The 14,312-nt window shown below is 59.8% G+C and carries 12 protein-coding genes; 5 read left to right on the forward strand and 7 right to left on the reverse strand.

The genetic code is table 11. The annotated features are described in order from the left end of the window. Positions 1-7 precede the first annotated feature (7 nt). Positions 8-565 (reverse strand): DUF6283 family protein, encoded by a 558-nt coding sequence (locus tag ACN4F8_RS05740; protein WP_419472669.1) that lies wholly within the window; start codon positions 563-565, stop codon positions 8-10. A 205-nt stretch (positions 566-770) separates the two neighbouring features. Between ACN4F8_RS05740 and ACN4F8_RS05745 the strand changes: the two genes are divergently transcribed. Both ACN4F8_RS05745 and ACN4F8_RS05750 read left to right on the forward strand, forming a co-directional pair. Continuing rightward, complete coding sequence (locus ACN4F8_RS05745; RefSeq protein ID WP_305727520.1) at positions 771-1,121, forward strand: hypothetical protein; 351 nt, start codon at positions 771-773, stop codon at positions 1,119-1,121. Between the two features lie 184 nt (positions 1,122-1,305). Then, entirely contained in the window at positions 1,306-1,698 is a 393-nt protein-coding gene (locus tag ACN4F8_RS05750) for a hypothetical protein (protein WP_419472670.1), read from the forward strand. A 167-nt stretch (positions 1,699-1,865) separates the two neighbouring features. Here the strand turns inward: ACN4F8_RS05750 and ACN4F8_RS05755 are convergent, their stop codons facing one another. Then, complete coding sequence (locus ACN4F8_RS05755; RefSeq protein WP_419472671.1) at positions 1,866-2,408, reverse strand: hypothetical protein; 543 nt, start codon at positions 2,406-2,408, stop codon at positions 1,866-1,868. Positions 2,409-2,653: 245 nt separating this feature from the next. On the opposite strand from ACN4F8_RS05755, the gene ACN4F8_RS05760 reads away from it, so the two are divergent. Beyond that, a complete protein-coding gene (locus ACN4F8_RS05760; protein WP_419472672.1) occupies positions 2,654-4,549 on the forward strand; it encodes a hypothetical protein in 1,896 nt (631 codons plus the stop codon). Positions 4,550-4,643: 94 nt separating this feature from the next. Here ACN4F8_RS05760 and ACN4F8_RS05765 read toward each other — a convergent pair whose 3' ends face one another. The 4 genes from ACN4F8_RS05765 to ACN4F8_RS05780 all read right to left on the reverse strand — a co-directional run bounded on the left by ACN4F8_RS05765 (position 4,644) and on the right by ACN4F8_RS05780 (position 10,436). Continuing rightward, positions 4,644-5,381, reverse strand: coding sequence for an SOS response-associated peptidase (locus ACN4F8_RS05765; RefSeq protein WP_419472673.1), 738 nt, complete (start codon positions 5,379-5,381; stop codon positions 4,644-4,646). Continuing rightward, positions 5,360-8,890 carry a class I SAM-dependent DNA methyltransferase gene (locus tag ACN4F8_RS05770; protein ID WP_419472674.1) on the reverse strand — a complete coding sequence of 1,177 codons (3,531 nt, stop codon included), beginning with the start codon at positions 8,888-8,890 and terminating at the stop codon, positions 5,360-5,362. Before ACN4F8_RS05770 ends, ACN4F8_RS05765 begins: the two co-directional genes overlap by 22 nt. Positions 8,891-8,968: 78 nt before the next feature. Further along, on the reverse strand, positions 8,969-9,775 hold the full coding sequence (locus ACN4F8_RS05775; RefSeq protein WP_159609066.1) for an endonuclease NucS domain-containing protein: 807 nt from the start codon (positions 9,773-9,775) through the stop codon (positions 8,969-8,971). 82 nt (positions 9,776-9,857) lie between these two features. Next, on the reverse strand, positions 9,858-10,436 hold the full coding sequence (locus ACN4F8_RS05780; RefSeq protein ID WP_159609065.1) for a GAF domain-containing protein: 579 nt from the start codon (positions 10,434-10,436) through the stop codon (positions 9,858-9,860). A gap of 152 nt (positions 10,437-10,588) precedes the next feature. Here ACN4F8_RS05780 and ACN4F8_RS05785 point away from each other — a divergent pair, with 152 nt between their 5' ends. Further along, complete coding sequence (locus ACN4F8_RS05785) at positions 10,589-11,527, forward strand: hypothetical protein (RefSeq protein ID WP_305727526.1); 939 nt, start codon at positions 10,589-10,591, stop codon at positions 11,525-11,527. Between the two features lie 572 nt (positions 11,528-12,099). Here ACN4F8_RS05785 and ACN4F8_RS05790 read toward each other — a convergent pair. Further along, the gene (locus ACN4F8_RS05790; RefSeq protein WP_419472675.1) at positions 12,100-12,804 is read right to left on the reverse strand and encodes a YkgJ family cysteine cluster protein; all 705 of its coding nucleotides are present in this window, start codon (positions 12,802-12,804) and stop codon (positions 12,100-12,102) included. A gap of 220 nt (positions 12,805-13,024) precedes the next feature. Here ACN4F8_RS05790 and ACN4F8_RS05795 point away from each other — a divergent pair, with 220 nt between their 5' ends. Beyond that, positions 13,025-14,086 carry a tyrosine-type recombinase/integrase gene (locus ACN4F8_RS05795; RefSeq protein WP_419472676.1) on the forward strand — a complete coding sequence of 354 codons (1,062 nt, stop codon included), beginning with the start codon at positions 13,025-13,027 and terminating at the stop codon, positions 14,084-14,086. Positions 14,087-14,312: the final 226 nt, after the last annotated feature.

Here is a 14,312-nt window from a genome sequence, read left to right on the forward strand (position 1 = left end):
CGGGCGGTCACGTTACCGAAACGGCGCTGAGAACATCGCTCAGCCCACCGGTCACGATGCGCCGAAATGACCGGTCACATTCGCCGAAATACGCAGCCATCTCACGGTATGAGTCGAAAAGCTCGAGACCGTCATCGTGTACGTCGTCAAAGGTCTCTCCCTGCAGACGAGCAAGCCGGACGGCCAGATTGTGATCAGCACCTCGGAGCAAGAACCCAGCGCAAGTTGCTGGCCGGGTGGCTCCACTCTCATGGCACGCGAACTTTCGGTCGCTCATGTCGTAGGCAGTGCCTGCCGAAATGACGAATGCCTCTCTAGGGAACTCCCCCGCGTTCTCCCGCACCCACGGGCAAGGCGGGCAGGGCGTTTTTCGGTAGCTGCCTCGGCCGCCGCACACCGAGACCACCTGGTGGTCTGGCCCTGCCTGTCTGATTTCTTGAACGGTGACCGGCTTAGAGCGTTTGGTGAGGCGCGGGGAGCCTTCGCGAGTGTTCGCCTGTTCTTGCTTCGCTTTTGCGGGGGAAGGAAGGGAGGTGTCCATGTGCTTGAGCGGTGTGTGCTGCATTCTTCACACAGTCTGCCACCGAGGACCAAAAGTTCAAGGCCCGCCCCGTCCACTGATCTTGAGTGTGTTCTACGACTTGTTTTGCACGCGTAGAGGCACCTTGACATAGGCGGTTTGTTTGAGATGCTGAGTCGTCCGTTTGAGCGGCCCATTTGCTCCACCGGCACGCGCATCCCATCTACCGATCCCCCTCTACGCAAACTCAATGAATCAATCGACCAGCCTCATCGCCTTGGCGCTCACCGCTGTGCTCATCGCAACCTTCTCAACGGGCGCCTTGGCCCAGAAGACGATCACTTTCGATCAGGCTGTTGCCGACATGCAGGCTGACGTCACCAAACACTGCGGCAAGGGCCACAACAAGAAGAAGTTCCTTCTGCTTACCATCACCGCTGCCGTGCCTCATTCAGAGGGTGGCTTGCATTCCGTGATGCTGATCGATGCCGAATCGGAGTTTTCTGCTCGGGACCCTGACGTCCTCGGGTTCCTGAAACCTCAGGCGACGGCTGCCCAGATGAAGTCGCTGGTCGGCAAGAAGAAGTGCGTCCCTGCCTGAGTTCTCGCGCTGCCCTAGAGTATGTCCCTCGCCGGCACATCAGGCCATGACAGAAGACTTGCTCGGCTCCACGTGCGCAATGGGAACACTCGCAGATGGGGAGGGACTTCATATCACCTCTGGATGCCGAACAAGGTGGGTGCTGCAGGAGGACGCCTATGGGTGTGGAGTCGCATGCCTCGCCATGGTCAGCGGCGCTCCCTACAGCGAAGTTCGTGCGCTTTTTGTGCGGGGAGGCATGGGCGCGAAGCAGATCGCCCACCGCCCATTCGCATCGAATTTCCGGCAGTTGATGGCCATTGGTGCCGAACTGGGCCTGCGCTGCGCCATGCAGCGCTGGACGGGCTGGGACTCGTTTGACGGCGTCGGAATCATCAAAGTGCCGTCGACAAAACCCGGTTGGCACTGGATGGTTGCGGAACGCACAAGTATGTACGGGGTGATGGTGCTAGACCCTGCACTTGACTGGCCTGCCTTCGACCGCGCGCCGTTGAACGTGATGTACCGAAGCCCCCAGTCGCTCCAACCTTATGGCAACTGGATTTCCATCCGCATCTCCTGCACTCTGGAGGGTTGACTTTCACCTCCCAACGGTGCGCTTGAATTCGTTTACGACAATCCGCTCTCGCCTCCTAAATAGGTTGACGCAGACGTCTCGAATGGCTGCCTATGAACCTCTGTCGGCTATTGAAGCGTGCTCGGGAAGAGAGGCTACGCTTCCCCAGAGGATGATCAACGAAACCTTCAGGAGCGACTTGCGAACCAGTCGGCCAATTCGTCAATGATGCGCGAGATTTCGAGCTTTTCGTCAACCGTAAAGCCCTGTGCTTTGATGGACCAGAGGCCCTGACCACTTGCATCGGAATAACCGGACGTATCCATGAAACGCTCAAGCGCCTGAATCCAGGCACGAGCATTGTCATCAAACTGAGCGCTGTCGATATTGTGCAAACCAAGGCTGCATTCGTGAAAAGCATTTGCAATGGCCTCATGCTCCCCGCGGGTGTGTGGCAACATCAGCGCGCGCCGCGCCGTAGCGAATTTTTCAGCTTGATAGCTCACTTCTGTTTCCCTTTGCGTAGATTCTGTCGCGACTAAACGATCACAAACACCATGTATCGCCGCACCGGCTTCAGAAATGCCGTCTACACCGTCAGTTGTTGTGAACGCAGCAATGTACACCGCGAAAGGGGTGTCTTTCTTGATGTAGCCATGTCTCGATTCCTGGCGGCAGCCACGATGTCGAGATAAAGCACCCTTTGCGCATGCACTGTGAAAAATCTCCATCGTCGGCACAGGTGATGGCCTGGGCTGTCCGCGCGGACAGTCTGCTGCCGGTCCATGTTGTCATGCTCGGAAGAGGTGAAACAGGGTTGGCCTGCAATTGCCTTTGTCCTGGATGTGGGTCACTTGTCCAGGCAGTGAACGTTGGGCACGCCGCAGCCCACTACCTTAAACCGGGGGTCACACGCCCCTTCTTTCGGCACCACCACACCCCCCAGGGGGAAGGTTGTAAACAGTCTGTCGCGAGATTGGCCACGCTTCACCTGCTGTTTGACCGGGATGAAATTGCACTTCCCGCGCCACGCGCGCTGGGCTTCGTTCAAGGCATTTCAGGTATCGCGTACAAGCAATACGCCGAAGGCCAATCTTTGACCGCTGCGGTCATTGGCAAACAATGGATTGATGCGCACTCCGCGAGCTTGACCCTTGCCGACGGGAAGGTGATTTGTCTGCGACTCTCAAGTTCCACAAGAGTCGATCAGGACATGGAGATGGATGGCGTTCTCACTGTTGATGTCGACGACCCAGATGTCGCTAACTGGTCGCCGGAGCAGATCTTGGCCAAGGTTCAACTGGACGGGTCATGGCTTCGGTGGGTTCGACACTGGGATGATGAGTCACTTGCAGCGCAAGCTCTCCAGAGTGCACATGACGCCGCCGACAATGCCCTTGACACATGGCCTGCAGACCTCAGCATGCCGGAGGGGATGGCCACGATGCAACGCTCTGAGAGCGTTCTTCACTGGGCACTCAAGGAGGCACTGGCAGCAAGCGGACAGATTCACGTGCCCGCCGTTGAAGAAAACTTCACTGCCCGGGACGCATCGGGGAAAACCCACACCGATGGGTACGAATTTCCCGCGCGGACGCTGCAGTTGCAAGGCGTACGACTTGAAGCAGCAATGGGGGACATTGTCCCGGATGTTGTTTGTCGCGCAGTCGATCCAGTCGGTGATCTAGGCATTGAGTGCCTGTTGATTGAGGTGGCAGTCACACATAGAGTGGATTCCGCCAAGCTGCAGAAGATTGTTGATCGTGGCGTCGCATGCTTGGAGGTTGATTCCTCTCGGTTCTCAAGGAGCGGGACCGTCACCCGGGCAGAGTTGCCAAGCCTTCTTCTGCATGATGGCGTTGTTCGATGGCTCCACCACCCCCGGATCCTTCTCGAAGGCAGAGAAGCTCGCGAGCGGCTTTCCAGGCGCGTTCGCGAGGCGAACGAAAAGGAAACGAAACGGACGACGCGGATAGCAGCCATCGAGCGAGTCGACGGCGCAGAGGCTCACCGGTTCTTGCTTGCCGCTCTGCGCGCGTCTTGGTATCGCCATCCCCAGGTGACGCATCAACATCAATCGTTTCATCCGCCGGAAGTGATTGAAGTGCTTCTGCGACGCCTCCCGGTTTCGAGCTCAAGTGATTTGATTTTTGACCACGGTGGATTGGTGTGGATGATCGAGCAGATTCGGGCGGAGGGTCTGGTCCAGAAGCCTGGATCGGCATTTAACTTGCTCATGCGCGCGCGCAGTGCGGGTGCGCTGGGTAGGTACATCACACATTTGCTCATCGCAGCTCGTGTCTATCAACCGCCAATGACCGACGAACAGCAAGGGGCCATCGCCGAACTCAGGTCGCAGGTCTGGACCAGCGTGGAAGGTGGTGAGCTGAAGTTCGCGCGGCCGGCGATCTATGACGCCGTTATCGCCGCCATGTTTCCCGAAATGGGCGATCTTCTCGGAAACGTTGTCGGCACGGAAGGTTATGCGCTGAAAAGAAAGCGTGAGATCGATAAGAAGAGCATGGAGGAGGGGAGGGCCCGAGCAGCTGTCGAAGAGGCACTTGCGCGGGAGCGATCAAGAGCGGAATTCGAACGAGAGCGACGCGACGAATTGAAGCGCGCGATCCTTCACGTGTCGAATGGGAGCTGGCAGCCAGCCCAAGGACATCCCCACGATATTGAGCAGGCCACGCACATCACCAAGCATCTACGGTGCCGGTACGTCGATCGAGAGGAGGTAATTCGAAAGGCCTGGGAGGGCCGGGAAAATGGGGTATCTCTCCCAGACTGGTACCAGTCCCTTGGCCTGAATGATGTCTACGCTGTAGCGGAGGTGGCTTCAATTTTGCGGGAGGCCTATCTGAAACTGTGACGTTCCCGCGAGTGCATCGACCTGGTCGCCGTCGAGCTTCGCATGTGTTCAGTTGATGGGTCTCGACCGCACTTCAGAGCCTGACGATGCGCGCCTATCGCGAGGAAGGTCCAGCTGCGATTATCTCAACTGGCGGCACCTTGAGAAGTTGCAGCGCTTCACTCACCGTGCCTGCCAGCCACTGATCCACGTCAGCCTGCTCGATGGAGATGACGCTGCGCTTGTCCTGATCATCCGGTCCTAGCTTGGGGTCTGGCTTGTGCATCCGCCGCATCAATGGGTGGGCGTCTGCGTTGGCCGTGAGCATGGTGTAGCTCTCGTGTATCTCACCAGATGCTTTATCGGTCCACGTGGCCCAAATACCTGCAAGTCCCCAAGGCTCACTATCCGCACGCCTGAAGCGCCACCATTCGTTCTTGCCGCTTTCCCAATTGGGCTCATCGAACCAGTCGGCAGGGATGATGCAGCGCTGCCCGCGCGCCCAGGGCAGCTTAAAACTGGCTTTCTGTGCGAGTTCCTCGGACCTTGCGTTGTTGGTGGCGTACTTGATGTCTGCGGTTTTGGAGAACCAAGGGATGAGGCCCCAGCGCCCGATCACCAGTTCGCGTGAGTAGCTGGGATCGTCGTTGGCTCGCCTGAGGAAGGCCCCTGGTTTGCGAGGGCCTACAAAGCCCCCTGGCCAGGCGACACTGTTCCTCGGACGCCAGTATTTCTGGATGGCGTCTTCGCGGGTTGATCCGTAGAGATTGCACACACCGGCAGCATACCGCTGGCCAGCCAACCTCACCACCACTGAAACACAAGGGAGGCCTACCGGCCTGAGTCCACCCATCCGCCGTTATCGTGCGGCAGGGCGCGCCCGAGTGCAACCAGGGCATCGAGGATGGTGGGAAGACGCTCCCGCCAGCGGCCCCGGCCGTTGAAACGCTGGGCGAGGGTATCCAGATCCAACGCGCCACCTGCATCGGCCAAAGCATCTGCTACCGCTTTAATCTGGACGGCCAAGCCGGTAGGCCATGGAACTTGGGCCAGAGTGCCCCTCGGCCTGTTGGGTTCTCCTTTGGACGCTGCGCCATCGCCTTCCGTGTCTTCATCCATCTCCATGGATGACTTTGCTTCTGCTTTTGTGTCGCTTTGGAAGTCCGGTCGCAACCAACGGACAGTGCCTGAGGCCTCTTCCGTGGTTCTCTTGGAGTTGAGCTCCACTAAACGCTGAAGCAGCTTGTCGGTGTCTGTGGGCAGGGTCAGGTCGCTCCAGCCATAGGCTGCCAGTACTGCGTGATCGATCTCTTCATGCAGACTGCTGAGAACGCCGATCAGTGCGTGCTCGTGCAGCACCTTTTCTTTGGCGCTCAATGGCTCGCCGCTGCGAAGTTTCTCCAGTACGTTGTAGGTGGAGGTGAGCATCGCATCAGGGTGGGCAGCTTGCTGCCTTTTGCGGTGAGCATCCAGCTGCTCGGCCAGGTCGCGGATGCGCTGCTGCAGCGGGGGGCTCGCGCCGGTGTCATCGCCCGGAAAGGGAAATGCTTCGAAGCAGCGAGACTTCACATAGACGGGGTCATTTCCGACCCCGAGCCACCCACCAGCAGCCAGTGCCCACGCACCGTGAATCCTGCTGGAGAGCACTCCGAGATGGAATGCGTCACTGAGAGCTATCGCCACCAGTTTGTTGTCTGGCAGAACACTGCTATCCAGAAACTGGAAGATGCGATGCTTTGCGGTCTCGACGGTCGCGATGTAGCGTGGCAGCCCCGCGAGCTGTCGACGCATTTCCTGTCTGGGTTTTCCATGTAGCCACCAGTGCTTGGCATAGCCGGCGCCGTCCTTGGTATCGGCCTTGGCATCACGCGTTGGTTTCACGCGGTCGCTAAGCCTCTGGTAGACCAAGGGGAAGCGTTTGCGTACATCGTCCGCGTCCAACCCGTACAAGTCGATGACGAGTACATCGCGAGGCTTGGCCGTAAGGTCGCGGCCATTTCGATATTCCCTGATGTGCTTCTCCAGCCCAGGAACAACGCCGAGACCCAGCACAGTTGCTTCCTCTCGGGTGACGATGAATCCTGCCCCGAACAACTGAACCCCTCGATTGCTCAGATTCACATTGCTGCGCAACGAGCCCGCCGCTGCCACATTGGCACCGACACGGAGGTCAGCATGAAGAAGTCCGAGTTGCTCCGTCAAGAGGACACCTACCTCACCATCTTCGCCGCTGATTTCTTCTGCCACTGTCAGCAAACGTCCTTCCCCGCTCCCAGCTGTACCCACGGTCATAGCTATGCGAACGGCCGCCCCGTTGGTGCTGTCCACCCACGGGTGATCTGGTATCGCAAACAGCAGAGAAACACCATCCAGCGCACTTTGAACAACACGTCGATTAAAAGTCTGGCGCAGGCTGTTTGTGGTTATCAAGCCAAATCGTTGAGCTTTGCCTGTGGCCACTAGACTGGCTGCACGTTGCCACCAGTGCATGACAAAGTCCGCGCTTTCAGGCACCTGGGGCCACGCCTCACGTAGGGCCTCTGTGTAACCATCGCCCAAAGCTCCACGCATCGCGCCCGCACCAATGAATGGGGGATTGCCCACGATGAATTCTGCGGCAGGCCACGCTGCCGGGCGGGCATTGATGTAGCGCCACTGCGCGATTTGTGCCGATTCGTCCGGTACCAGCTCGCCGGTGACTGCGTGCCGCTTGGTAGTTTCTCCATCCCATCGGGTGACGACGACGCCATTGGCATCGACAAGCGGCTCCTTCGTGTCGTAGGAAAGCACCGCGTCTCGGTTCTCGATGTTTCCATAGTCGTGCACCACAGGCTCAGCTACGCTGGCATTGCCGAAGGTCCGGATGTGCCACTGCAGATAGCCGATCCATAGAACCAGCTCTGCTAGCGCAGCAGCACGCTCGTTGAGCTCGATTCCGAGCAACTGCTGCAGATTCACAGTCTCCTTGCCCAGGTCCAGTGCGTCCTGAGTTTCCCCCAGGGCGTCGAGCTGGTTGAGCACTTCACCTTCCAGGCGCTTCAGATGCTCCAGCGTCACGTACAAAAAGTTGGCGCTCCCACACGCAGGATCCAGAACACGCACTGTGCAGAGCCGGTGGTGAAAATCCTTCACTTGCTGTCGGGCCTCGCGCCACTTGGCCCGCACGGCGGCGCTGTGCCGATCCAGGACCACAAAGTCCTTTTTGGTTTTCACCACGGGCGCATTGGCTTCCAACTCGGCAGCTTCATGGGCCAGCAGCAGCGCGGCCGCCTGCGAGTTCGCCCATTCGGCGCGCAAAGGCTCCATCACAGTGGGCAACACCAGCCGCTCGACGTAGGCGCGCGGCGTGTAGTGAGCACCGAGCGCGTGCCGCTCGGCGGGGTCCAGCGCGCGTTCCAGCAGGGTGCCGAAGATGGCTGGCTCGACCTCCCTCCAATTGGACTTTGCAGCTTGAATGAGCAGATCGATCTGTGCGGTGGACAAAAGCAAGCTGTAACCCTCGGCACTTGCCTCCTTGAAAAGCTTTCCGTTGAACCTGAGCACTGGCTTGACGAGGGTCGCGGAGAACCCCCCGTGGTCCATGTCCGACCACAGGATGCGCAACATCTGCTGAAGTCCTGAAGGGTCCTTGCGGTGTGTTTGAAGCAAGCCAAGGAATGCTCCTTGCGGCAGCAGCGCCACGTCTTCCGCGAACATGCTGAACAGGCATCGGGTCAGGTACCCGGCCACGTGTTGGGGGGGATGCCCCGCTTTTTCCAGGGATCGGGCCAGGGAAGCCAGGTGCTGTGATACCTCGCGTGTGACCTGGGCGCTAACGCGCGCGGGGTTGAGGCTGTCGGGGTCGGTCCAGATGCGAAGCAGGCGTTCCCGAATCTCTGGACGGGCAAGGTCAGCGAGTGCGATACGGTGGCTGCGAGGATCTGGGAACGGGACATAAGATCCACCGCTGCGACTGAACTCGGCATAGATCTCGATGACGGTCCCCACGTCGACCACCAGAACGAACGGTGGCCTGCCTTCGGCGGCAGGCAAGGCGCGGGCATACCCCTCACCCTGGCTGCGGGCACGCAGGAGACCATCGTCAAAACCCTTGGTGTGTGTTCCTGCTTTGAGTTTCTTGGCCTCAAGCACGAAGTGGCCACGCCGGTAGCAGTCGATGCGCCCCGCGCTGCTGGAGCCATCGCCATGCAGGAACGTTACAGGGCGCTCGAACATGTAGTCCTGCTCGGGGGAGGGGTGTGGCTTGGGCACACCCAGTAACTCACAAAGGCCCATGACGAAGCTCTGCGCTGTTGACAACTCACTTGCTGTCGCCCCCTGCCAGCTTGCTATGAACTTCTCTATCGCATTGTTTTGGTCCATGGCGAGCGATGATAGAGGCTGCACAGCGGGCAGCGTGTTCTCGGGCCCGGGGGTGTCACAACACTGAGCCTGGTGGTGTCAGGGCAACTCAAGTGCCGGCACCTTGGATACGCTCACCTGCAGCCGGTATTCGAAGAGTTCTACGTCCCGGATGCCCGCACAGGCCAGAATGAGATCCTCAGACATGGAGCGGCAGACAATGATGCCGCGCACGCGCTGGCCAGGCTCTGCGAGTTCCTTGCGGACCCAGTTGACGTAGCGCAGCAGCTGGCCCACCACGCGGTCATAACCCTTTTCGACCTTGAGCTCCAGCACGACAAAGCCGCCCGACTTGTCCTTCGCAAGGATATCGATCCGCCTCCCTCCGCCTGCAGGGTATTCAAAGCCCGATATTTCTTCGTCCTGGAAGAGCGCCAGGCCGGGCTCGATCAGCTGCAGGTTGTCCGCGAGATAGCGCTGCAGGTCTTTCTCGAGCGCGAACTGGGATGATCCAGCGAGAGCTGCGTCGATTGCAACCCCGGCGTCGTCATCTTCCTCGGTGATTGAAATCGTTCCACCGGCGCCGTCCGCGACTTGGACCTTGGCTGCCGGATGCACTGGCGGTGGATCAGAGGCAGGCTCGTACAGCCGATACTCGCGCGAACCGACCTTGAACAACAGATCGTCCGTTGTCCTGGTCGAAGGGTGGTGGAGTCGGCTTCTGTCGTTGGTGGAGGCCTGCACAAGGTGCGCATGGATGCTGCCTGCCTTGAGCTTCGGGTAATGCTCGGCAAACCAAGCGACGGCACGCTGGGCTGCGAACGTCTCGCCGGGTTTCAACGCCCATTCCGCCAGCATGTCTTTGAGCAATGCCCGCGTCGGCCGGTCGTAGATCGTTCGCGCCATCCTGCTTCCCCGTTCCATCGTTGTGTTGCTCTGGATTTAACCAGAGCCGGCGAGCCGTCGGCAGGTGGAATCGCAGGCGGGGTTATTTGGGTGACAAGCCCCATGCGGGGATGCTGTGTGGGGCGGGCCTCACGTTCCGACTCTCAAGGCGCATCGCCGTGAGCTTGGCTGTCATCTCCAGCGTCTTTAGGTCATCGGGATTCGGATTGTCCTGCGGGCTGAACGAGAAGCAGCACAGGGTTCCGTATATCTCACCGTTCTTCAACACGATAGGGGTGCTGATGTGCGTCCCGATGGAGAAAGGCAGCTGGTCAAGCAGTGCGCAAGCGGTGGGGTCTTGACGTGCGTCGGCAATGAAGCGCGGTAAGCGGCCGTCCACCACGCGCTGGCACCAACTCTCCTCCAACAGGTCCGAGCCGCCCACTGCGATCGTGGGCCGGATGCCGGTTGTTTCTACCTGGCGGAAGACGCGGCAGCCGTCGACGAATTCAGAGCAAAAGACAACGTCCATGCCCATGCGATCGCGCAGCGTTTTCAGCACATCAGAAATCGCTGAGTCAAGTGAGTCGTCTGAATGGTCGGCGGTGGCCACCATCAGGTCGGAAATCGTGACGTGCAGGTCAGTGGGCTCGTAACCCAAGTCGTAAACATTCAGCTTCATGGCATTCAACTTTGTCAGGGAACCCCTATTCTCGGATGGGGCATACATCTCCTGTACCCCGTCAACGCAACCGTTTGTGTCGTTTGGCGCGGTTGAGTCACGTGGCCGCGGCGCTAGAGTCAAAGGTTGGTCCACGACTCGGCAAACGTCCAATGCAACCCACTTCTCAAGGCGTTCTCCTGCTTTTGATCCTCGTGCTGTTTTTCACGGCCGCAGGCTTTGCTATTGCTTACGCGTCTGCGAAAGATGAGGGCAAAGCGAGCAAGGACCAGCGTGACAGCCTTGTCGGTGTCGCTCGCGTTACGCAGGATGTGCTGGTTGACATACGCGCTGCTTGGGCGGCGCTGCCTGCGACTGAAGAGGAGGGCGGTGATCTCGTTGAACTCGGCCGGGAAGTGAGTGCTTGTCTGCCCGCACTCTTCAGGAACCTGGGTGGCGCTGCTTCGTTCCAGCACCGAAAACTCACCTCTCAGGACTTCGCAGCTGCAGGCATCCAGGAACAGTTCACCCGCATTGATAAGCTACTACCGGCAAAAGGTGGCGGCGATCTGCCCACCCTTTGGGCCACGAGGAGGTTTGTCGACCTGGTCGCCATGTTGAGATCGGTTCAACTGATGTGCAGCCGGCACCGGCAGACGATGCGCGAGCAAAGTCAGCGTGTTGAGGGAAATCCATTGCTTGCGCTTCTGCGCGACAAGGCTCCAGCCCCTGCCTTGGTGGATGAAGTCAAGCTGCAGCAGCGCCAGACCGCAATCGCCACTGGCCGTGAGGACCCAGATGCGGAGAGCGGGCTGCAGGCCCTTCAAGCTGTGGTCGATGTTCTTTGCTACCGGCGCGACCAGTTGAAGAAGCCGCTGACCCTTGGAGTTCTGGTGCGCGCGATTGGTGGGGGCATGGAGCAGATTTACCGAGAGTGCACGGCGGATGCGGAGGGCCCTGGTGGACAGTGGCGTCCCGAGTACAAAGCGCTTCGGCATTACATCGAATCGCTTCCGGGTTGGGACGGACGCCTCCCTTTCAACCCAGTGACCCGCGCCACCCACAACGCCTATGCAAACAGCGTTTTGCGCGTTTTGCTGCAGGTAGCGTGACCGCGTAGGGAGGCTTTCCCTCCTGTAGAGTTCACGAGGTCGCCACTTCCCGAGCACCAGAGTCCGTCCGCTCGGTGCCTGCATCCATGAAAAAGGTTCTGATCTACGCACTCGATACAGCGATCTTTTTCTTGCTGCTATGGGCGTTTTTCCTTCACGGAATTCCGCGTGAATTTTGGAACATCGTCGGAGTAGTGCTTGTCGCCGGCGGATCTGTGGCTCTCCTGTTCGCTTTCAAGCACCGGGTGGACAGGCGACGCCAAGCTCAAGCGTGCGCAGAACTCGAAACGAAAAAACGGGGGGACGCTGAAATTGAACAAAGGCGCCGTGAACGGGTTGCTGCCGATCGGGAAGCCCGACGCCCGCTGTGTGTTCATTGCGGCAAGCCAACGGTGCCCAGGCATCAGCACAGGCGCACTGATGGAAGCGCAGACATGCGCTATCGGGACAACCCACTGTTGTGCAGCAAATGCGGAGGGCCCTACGAGGTCGTTCGTCCCCGACCGCTTGAAGAAGCGTCGGTAGTTCCCCCACCCACTTCACCCATCGCTGGCAACGAGTAGAGGCGTCGATCAGGCCTTGGTAGGGAACCACTGCCTCAGATCCGCCCACGCGCCATCTTCTGGTTCGATCTGGATGCTGGCTAGAGCGAACAAGCGCGTGTCCAGGTAAGGCACCGGCACTGCCTGACCGGGCACGAGACGGCACAGCAAATCGTCCACGTCAAGATTGATGTGCGTCCTGCATACTGCCGGGCGATGCTCGTATGCGGTGCATGACCCATCCTGGAGGAATGGGCACGGCGATTCGTACCCCTCGGGGTGCACAGGGCGGTGAGTCTCTACGGGCGCGGGCAAACGACCAACTGCACGACCGAGCACGCGGGCCTCGGTGGCGCTCACCTTCACAGGGATGAAGCAGCAGTGATTGCACCCCACACGGCATGCCGAAACGCCGCTGTAGGCGGTGGCCAGCGTGTCTGCAGCGCGGTGGAGCCACATCACACGCTTGGCGGCCGTGGGTGCGCGCACTGACGTGGCCAACAGCCGGTGGACGTTCGGGCGAACTTCTGGGGGCGCACTTGCAGCGGCCCGCGAAGCGTTTTCATGCGCCACCAACAGACGGGCGTTGACCTCAGGAGAAAACGCTTCATTCGGCTGCATCGATTCGCCTGATGTGAGCGCCTTCAAAGCGTTCTCCAAGTTCTTGTGCAGGCCGACATCTGGGTGTACGGTAGATGCATTGGCGCTCAAGGAGCGTCCGATGGTTTCATGCATGTTGAGGGTTGGTGCAGCAGGGAACACAAGTCTGCATGCGGCAGCGAGTTTTTCAAGTGCGGGGCAGGACGAATCTGCATTCAAGGAGAGTTCGAAAAGACTTTTTCGCGCCCCCTCCTTCATGCGATATATTAGCCTCGATAAGAGATGCTTATCGAGACCAATAGTGCCACCAGCCCCGGAGGAGTGTTCCCTCGGTCGGCAGCTCCATTGACCACCTATGCGCCTTCCCACGCTCCAGAAAACGCCCGCGCTTCAGCCGCACGAACTCACGGATGTGACCGCGCAGGCTGTGGCCGACCTCATGCGCGAAGGCGAATCCCAGAACACGCAAGCCAGCTACAGCAGTGCTTTGAGGTACTGGGCTGCTTGGTTCGGCATCCGCTACGGCATCCAGATCAGCCTACCGCTGCCCAGCTCGTGCGTATTGCAGTTCATCGTGGACCACGCTCAACGAATGACGCCCAAGGGCCTGACGCACGAGCTGCCCGCCGAGATCGATGCCATCCTGGTCGACGCCGGCTACAAGGGCAAGCTGGGACCGTTGGCACACAACACGCTGGTGCACCGCCTGGCCGTGTTGTCCAAGGCCCACCAGGTGCGTGAGGTGAAGAACCCCTGCCAAGACCCGAAGGTGCGCGATCTGCTGTCGCGCACGCGCAAGGCCTACGCCAAGCGCGGCGAACTGCCCAGGAAGAAGGACGCGTTGACGAAAGATCCCCTGCAGCTGGTCCTGGCGACGTGCGACGACTCTCTCAAAGGCAAGCGCGACCGGGCGCTGTTGCTGTTCGCCTGGGCCAGTGGTGGACGCCGGCGTTCCGAGGTGGCAGCGGCCGACATGAAGTTCCTCAAGCGCTTGGGTCCCGGTGAGTTCAGCTACGAGCTGGCGTTCTCCAAGACCAACCAGAGCGGTGTTGATCGGCCCGAGAACCACAAGCCGGTGCTGGGAGCCGCCGGCGTCGCGCTGGACGACTGGCTTGCGGTCAGCGGTGTCAGCGAAGGAGCCATTTTTCGCCGCGTGCTCAAGGGTGGGCACGTGGGCGGCGCGCTGTCGGGCGCTTCGGTGCGAGACATCGTCCAGGCACGTTGCATTCAGGCCGGTGTCGAAGGTGACTTCTCAGCACACTCCCTCCGCTCAGGCTTCGTGACCGAAGCTGCGGCACAGAACGTGTCCATCTCCGACACGATGGCCATGACAGGTCATCAGTCTGTTGCGGTGGTGATTGGGTACCAGCGCCGTGGAGCGCTTGCGAGCAACCCGGCGTCTACCCTGCTGGATTAGCGCCGCCTGCAGGGTCACCGATTCGCCGCAGTAAATAGGAACGACATCGGGAAACCCCGGGGGGCATGATGTTTGGGCGGGCTTTTGCGATGGGGATTTCGAACGAGAATGCACGGAGTTATGTCCCTCCACCCTCATGCAGTTGCGCTTCGCTTCGTTCGCTGTGATCAACTTACGGGAGGACTTGCACCTCCGAGAGAGCGCCCGTGCCGGGCGCACCAAAAAA

The sequence above is a fragment of the Hydrogenophaga sp. genome, assembly GCF_048549895.1.
GTDB lineage: Bacteria > Pseudomonadota > Gammaproteobacteria > Burkholderiales > Burkholderiaceae_C > Hydrogenophaga.

Excerpts from the sequence above, each read along its gene's own strand:
- ACN4F8_RS05740 (WP_419472669.1), bottom strand. The coding sequence starts at position 565 with ATGCAGCACACACCGCTCAAGCACATGGACACCTCCCTTCCTTCCCCC.
- ACN4F8_RS05745 (WP_305727520.1), top strand. The coding sequence starts at position 771 with ATGAATCAATCGACCAGCCTCATCGCCTTGGCGCTCACCGCTGTGCTC.
- ACN4F8_RS05750 (WP_419472670.1), top strand. The coding sequence starts at position 1,306 with ATGGTCAGCGGCGCTCCCTACAGCGAAGTTCGTGCGCTTTTTGTGCGG.
- ACN4F8_RS05755 (WP_419472671.1), bottom strand. The coding sequence starts at position 2,408 with ATGGAGATTTTTCACAGTGCATGCGCAAAGGGTGCTTTATCTCGACAT.
- ACN4F8_RS05765 (WP_419472673.1), bottom strand. The coding sequence starts at position 5,381 with ATGGGTGGACTCAGGCCGGTAGGCCTCCCTTGTGTTTCAGTGGTGGTG.
- ACN4F8_RS05770 (WP_419472674.1), bottom strand. The coding sequence starts at position 8,890 with ATGGACCAAAACAATGCGATAGAGAAGTTCATAGCAAGCTGGCAGGGG.
- ACN4F8_RS05775 (WP_159609066.1), bottom strand. The coding sequence starts at position 9,775 with ATGGCGCGAACGATCTACGACCGGCCGACGCGGGCATTGCTCAAAGAC.
- ACN4F8_RS05780 (WP_159609065.1), bottom strand. The coding sequence starts at position 10,436 with ATGAAGCTGAATGTTTACGACTTGGGTTACGAGCCCACTGACCTGCAC.
- ACN4F8_RS05785 (WP_305727526.1), top strand. The coding sequence starts at position 10,589 with ATGCAACCCACTTCTCAAGGCGTTCTCCTGCTTTTGATCCTCGTGCTG.
- ACN4F8_RS05790 (WP_419472675.1), bottom strand. The coding sequence starts at position 12,804 with ATGCATGAAACCATCGGACGCTCCTTGAGCGCCAATGCATCTACCGTA.
- ACN4F8_RS05795 (WP_419472676.1), top strand. The coding sequence starts at position 13,025 with ATGCGCCTTCCCACGCTCCAGAAAACGCCCGCGCTTCAGCCGCACGAA.